Origin of the sequence: Hyphomicrobium sp., assembly GCF_035572195.1 — a bacterium.
In the GTDB taxonomy this organism is placed as follows: domain Bacteria; phylum Pseudomonadota; class Alphaproteobacteria; order Rhizobiales; family Hyphomicrobiaceae; genus Hyphomicrobium_B.
In genome coordinates this window covers 1-5,470 of record NZ_DATNBA010000107.1, presented here as the reverse complement: position 1 = coordinate 5,470, position 5,470 = coordinate 1, and the positions used below count along the sequence as shown (strand labels likewise).

Annotated in this window: 6 protein-coding genes and 1 tRNA gene; 2 read left to right on the top strand and 5 right to left on the bottom strand. The window is 60.1% G+C overall.

Features of this window, described 5'->3' with window-relative positions; translation table 11 throughout:
- Positions 1-41 precede the first annotated feature (41 nt).
- Positions 42-115, bottom strand: a tRNA-Gly gene (locus tag VN623_RS08965).
- Between the two features lie 250 nt (positions 116-365).
- Between VN623_RS08965 and VN623_RS08960 the strand changes: the two genes are divergently transcribed.
- Both VN623_RS08960 and VN623_RS08955 read left to right on the top strand, forming a co-directional pair.
- Entirely contained in the window at positions 366-719 is a 354-nt protein-coding gene (locus VN623_RS08960) for a helix-turn-helix transcriptional regulator (protein WP_325570234.1), read from the top strand.
- An 11-nt stretch (positions 720-730) separates the two neighbouring features.
- The gene (locus VN623_RS08955) at positions 731-1,507 is read left to right on the top strand and encodes a vWA domain-containing protein (protein ID WP_325570232.1); all 777 of its coding nucleotides are present in this window, start codon (positions 731-733) and stop codon (positions 1,505-1,507) included.
- A gap of 270 nt (positions 1,508-1,777) precedes the next feature.
- Here VN623_RS08955 and VN623_RS08950 read toward each other — a convergent pair whose 3' ends face one another.
- The 4 genes from VN623_RS08950 to VN623_RS08935 form a co-directional block, all read right to left on the bottom strand.
- Positions 1,778-2,518 carry a 2OG-Fe(II) oxygenase gene (locus VN623_RS08950; RefSeq protein ID WP_325570230.1) on the bottom strand — a complete coding sequence of 247 codons (741 nt, stop codon included), beginning with the start codon at positions 2,516-2,518 and terminating at the stop codon, positions 1,778-1,780.
- Entirely contained in the window at positions 2,515-3,594 is a 1,080-nt protein-coding gene (gene ada, locus VN623_RS08945) for a bifunctional DNA-binding transcriptional regulator/O6-methylguanine-DNA methyltransferase Ada (RefSeq protein WP_325570229.1), read from the bottom strand. The genes VN623_RS08950 and ada overlap by 4 nt, the downstream gene beginning before the upstream one ends.
- A gap of 105 nt (positions 3,595-3,699) precedes the next feature.
- Positions 3,700-4,137 (bottom strand): DUF3617 domain-containing protein, encoded by a 438-nt coding sequence (locus VN623_RS08940; protein WP_325570227.1) that lies wholly within the window; start codon positions 4,135-4,137, stop codon positions 3,700-3,702.
- 124 nt (positions 4,138-4,261) lie between these two features.
- Positions 4,262-5,470: chloride channel protein (locus tag VN623_RS08935; protein WP_325570226.1), on the bottom strand; the 1,209-nt coding region annotated here is incomplete at its 5' end.

The following is a 5,470-nucleotide window of genomic DNA, read 5'->3' as shown; positions in this document are numbered from 1 at the left end:
ACGACGACCTTCATCGAGCATCCATTCCGCTAGAGAAGTGATGGAGCGGGTGATGGGAATCGAACCCACGTATTCAGCTTGGAAGGCTGCTGCTCTACCATTGAGCTACACCCGCAAGGGCTTCGAAGGCCCGGAAACATTGGTGCTTCTGACACACGTCGCGAGAACATGCAAACGGTCAAATCGTGCACAAATGAGCAATTCGTTCACGGTCCTCCCGCGCATCGTTACGCCAGTGCCTGCACCGCATTAATCCCAATCGTCATTATCGTACTCGGCGAAATCCCGATAGCGTTCGCGGGGTCCGCAATGGGGCCACGACCGCCAATTGATCTGCGCTTGACGCAAGGCCATGCTTGCATCACATGCAAGCTGTGTCGAAACACCCGAAGCCAAAATCGATCGACGAGCGCCTCAGCGAAATCCGCGAACGCTTGAGCGATGCGCGCCGCCTTTCGCGTTTGACACAAACCACCGTCGCCGACGCGATGGGCTTATCGAACAGCCAGTATTCGAGGATCGAGAGTGGCGGCACCGAGATGACGCTGCGCCAGTTTCTCGTTGCCTGCGAAGAAATGAACCTTGATCCGGCTCAGCTGCTTGGCGCCCCCGTCGACGCTTACGTGACCGATCTCCGAACGCGCCTCAGCGTTTCCGAGAATAAACTAGCCGCGATCACCCGGGCGCTGAAAAGCGACAAGGACGCCTGGGACAAATGAAGGAAAAAGTTATGACCGAACCCGTCCTCAAGACGAGCATCACGATGGTGCTCGACCGTTCCGGCTCGATGGAGATCTGCCGCCAAGCGACAATCTCGTCCGTCAACAAGTATTTGCTCGAGGCCCGCGCCTCAAACGATCTCGAAGACGCCGACTTCGAGCTGATGATTTTCGACGACGCGTCGATCGATACCATCCGCACCGGCAAGATGGCCGATGTCAAAGACATCACGGCTGAGGATTTCGAGCCGCGCGGCGGGACGCCCCTGCTGGATGCCATCGGTCGTGGCATCGATGGCCTTGATAGGAAAGCCGGCGTTGACAGCAAGGCCGTCCTCGTCATCGTCACCGACGGCGAAGAGAACTCGAGCCGCAAGCACAGCCACGAGAGCATCAAGGCACTGATCGAGGATCGCCAAACGAAAGGCTGGCTGATCGTATTCCTCGGCGCCGGACTGGATGCCGCCCAGCAGGGCACCCGCATCGGCATCCGCGCCGCCAGCGTTGCCAACATCGGCATGGACGAAGTCTCGCTCAGTGCCACGATGGCGGCCGTTGGCAGCAGGTCGCGTGCCTACGCCGGTACGCGCTGCTTCCTCGACGCTCAAGAGTACGCCGCCACGGCGTCGTTCTCGGACGACGAACGCAAGGCGATGGGTGACGCGTCGGCTGGTGCCGGCATCGTCCACGGCGTCAGGACGGGCAAGTTCGATCCGAAGGCCAAGATGTCTGGCAAGACTGTGCCGCCGCGCGTCTTCAAGGCCACGGACGACGCCTGGAACAAGTAAGTTTAGTGACGACCTCAATGTCGAAGGCCGGGAGCGATCCCGGCCTATGGTCCAGCTGGCAGATCAGCGTTCCCGGCCACCAGAAGCGCAGCAAAAACTACCGCGCCTATCGCGCACGGGTATCTGTACTGGGAAAATGACTGAGGAAGATCAAAGGCGAGAAATCGGAAAGCCTGCCCCGGCCGGGCTCCCGCGATCACGCTCGACGGCTAGTCGATTGCCCGGCCTGTAAGTCCCGTCGGACATCCAGACAATTTCCGGAATCCGTGATCAGGCGGCGTCGTGGAAAATGACACCGAGCGTATGGCGTAGCCCTGCGCGGATTTCGCTCACCCCGTGGCGAAGATTGACGCGATACGTCCCGCGAGTTCCCTGAACTGGACGATGGTGTACGGCAAAAACCACGGCATCGCCCTGCCCTAGCGGCACGACGGAGGCGCGCGATTGCATCCGCGGACGCTGCTCGGTCAGCACGAATTCGCCGCCGGAGAAATCTCGGCCGGGCTCCGCAAGCAGTATGGCCACCTGCAACGGGAAAACGTGCTCGCCGTAAACGTCCTGGTGCATGCAGTTGTAGTCGCCGGCGACATACTTCAGCAGCAACGGCGTCGGCCGAGCTTGCCCGGCGCGATGACAGCGTTCGAGAAATTCTGCATGCGCATCCGGATAGCGCACCGCAATTCCCATTGCCGCGTTCCACCGGTTGGCCACTGCCGCCAGCGGCGGATAAAGAGCGGTTCGCAAATCGGCAATGAGATCGGGAAGCGGGTAGGAAAAGTATTTGTACTCGCCGCGCCCGAAGCCGTGCCGTGTCATGTCGATGCGGCTGCGAAACCGCGAGTCATCCGAATAGTACCCCGAAAGATCTTTGCACTCGGCCGGTGTCAGAAGTTTCGGAAGGACGGCGAACCCTTTGGCATCGAGATCTTGCGCCGCCACAGTCCAATCGACTGCAAGCGTCCTTCCGGCATGCTTAGCCTCGGGTACTTCGAGTGCGGCTGGGCGGCTCATCCTTTAGTCTCCCGCGCGATCAGTGCCCGCTTCCTCTCGACGCCCCAGCGATACCCCGACAGCGCACCGTCGTTGCGCACGACGCGATGGCACGGAATGGCGACCGCGAGCTTATTGGCGGCACAAGCGGCTGCGACGGCGCGCATAGCTTTCGGCATGCCGATGCGCTTGGCGATTTCCGAATACGTGGCCGTCGTGCCAGCCGGGATGTCACGCAAGGCTTGCCAGACACGGTGCTGAAACGCCGTTCCTCTGACATCAAGGGGAAGGTCGAAGCTGGTCGCTGGCTCTTCAATGAGACCGATGACCTTTGCAACAACCACCTCAAAGGCACGGTCGCCACCGATCAGATTGGCCTTCGGGAATCGATCCTGAAGTGTGCGCGCGAGGTCATCCGGGTCGTCACCGAGGAAAATTGCCGAAATGCCTTTGTCGCTGACGGCAACCAGGATCGATCCAAGGGAACATTCGCCGATAGCAAACCGCATGTCGGCATTGGCGCCGCCGTTGCGAAAATCACTCGGCGACATGCCGAGAACCGCCGCGGAGCTTGCGTAAAAACGCCCGCTGGAATTGAAACCGGATTCGTGGATGGCTTCGGTCACGGAATTGCTCGTTTTCAGATTGGTACGCACACGTTGCTGACGATGTGCGACGGCGTAGGCCTTCGGAGTGACTCCGGTGATGGCCTTGAAGACGCGATGAAAGTGGTAGGGGCTGACGCCAACTTCGGCGGCGAGTTCGTCGAGCGTCGGCGCCTCCTCGGCCGCTTCAATCAACCGGCAGGCCTCAGCCACCTTTTGCGCGTACTGTGCTGCGAGCGACGGCTCGTTGGGTTTGCATCTCTTGCACGGACGGAAGCCTGCCGCCTCCGCGTCTTTGCAGGATTTATGAAACGCCACGTTCTTGCGGCTGGCGAGTCGCGCCGCGCATGATGGCCGGCAATAGACGCCGGTTGTCGCGACCGAATAATAGAATTGGCCGTCCGATGCCTTATCGCGCGCCGCGACGGCCGCCCAGCAGCGATCGGAGTCGAGGCCCCTCCTCTCTTTTGGTTTGGTCGTCGTGCGGATCATTGATCTCACCTTAGCGATCATCTTGACCCGTAAAATAGGTGTGACGTGCTATGGCCGCACCCTGATCCTTGCTTTCAAACAAAAATAGTTTGGCGTTCCCCGCGGTCACATCGAGCAGCTTCCGACCCGGCGACCGTTCTGCGTCTCCGTCATGGTCATGTTCTTGCCGCCCATTTTCATTTGAATCCGGCCCTCGAAGCTTTGCGGACCGAGCTGATATTTGGCGGAGGCAGTGGCGGCGTTGCCTCCGGGGCAAACGATGTCGAAGGTCAGCGTTGTGTTGTCCTGGTGCGCGTTCGATGCCGGACATTTTGCCAATGGATTGTTTTCGCTCAGCACGACGAGCCCGCGCGCGCCGTCGTCGCCGGCGACGATGCAAATCGAACTCAGTTTGGTCACTCCGTTACTCTCGGCATAGGGAAGCTCGAGGCGGCTGCGGACTTCGTATCGCCCTGCAGTCAAAAGTGATGCGTCTTCCGCATGCAAAGCCAACGGAACGACACTCAAAGACGCCGACACAAGAAGTCTCGTAAGGTTCCGCATCCTGGTCGTCCTCTCGGCTGCTGGTCAGTTTCCAACACCCGAAAAGCACAAACCGGCCGCGCTTCGCATCCCGTTTCTTGCTTTCTAATACGAGGTCGAAAGCTTGCGATTTGACGACTAACGTTCAGGTCCCTTTTCGAACCAAGAACCCGAAGAACGCCTTGCGCGTTTGCTCCTCGGACTGAAGCTTGAGACGCACGCGCATCAAATCCTTCCAGCCGACGTAGCCGACAAGGCGCGAGTCCTCCCGCGCGATGACCGGCAGATGAGACACGTTCGCCGTCATCAACTTGTCGGCCAGGCTTTCCAGATATTCGTCCGGATAGGCGACCGTTATCTTTTTTCCCGTCAGCAGTTCGCCGAGTGTCGTCTTGCGATGCTTGCCTAGGCGACGCCAAAGCATGACCGCCGGCGGATCGACAATGCCGAGAACGCGCGAGGCTTCGTCAATAACCGGAAATGTCGGATGACGTGTCGCCGGATTGGTTAGAAAAGTCACGGCATCGTGCAATGTCATCGAAGCGGAAACCGTGTCGACGTCTTTTGTCATGACCTCGGATACGCGCGTAAGAGCGAACGGATCGACACGGTATTCGCGCGCCAGATGATGGCCGCGACGCGCCAGTTTCTCGGTCAGGATCGAACGGCGCAACAATAACACCGTCACCGTGTGGGCCGTCACACAGGCGGCAATCAGCGGCAGCAGAAGGTGCGTCGCGCCAGTGAGTTCAACGGCAAAGAATGTGGCCGTTAGTGGCGCCCGCATCGTGCCGCCCATCGTTGCCGTCATGGCCAGCAGAGGCCAGAACCCCGGGCTGGCCGCCGGCATGACGGCCGTCAGAACCGAACCCATCGAACCGCCGATGATGAGAAGTGGTGCAAGCACGCCGCCGGATGTACCCGAGCCCAGCGCCACGGACCAGATGATTGCCTTGACCGCCAGCAGGCTGGCGGCACTTCCCTCAACCAGCGTTCCTGAGAGTAGCTGCTGGATGCTGGCGTACCCGACGCTCAACGCCCGAGGATCGATCAAGCCGCCAGCTCCGACCACCACACCGCCGATTGCCGGCCACCACATCCAATGAATGGGAAGCTTCGAGAACAGGTCCTCGGCGGTATAGACCAGCTTCGTCAGCAGTCCCGAAAGCAAGCCACCTGCCGCGCCGATCAGTATCCAGGCGCCGAGAGCCGACACTGATACGTCCATGCCGCCATTGAAAGGAAAAAGCGGAGCCGGCATGTGCAGCAGCGTGCGCGCGACTTCGGCGACAATCGCCGCAACCGCAACCGGAACGAAACTGCGCGGCGTCCATTCAAAGAGCAGAAGTTCGAC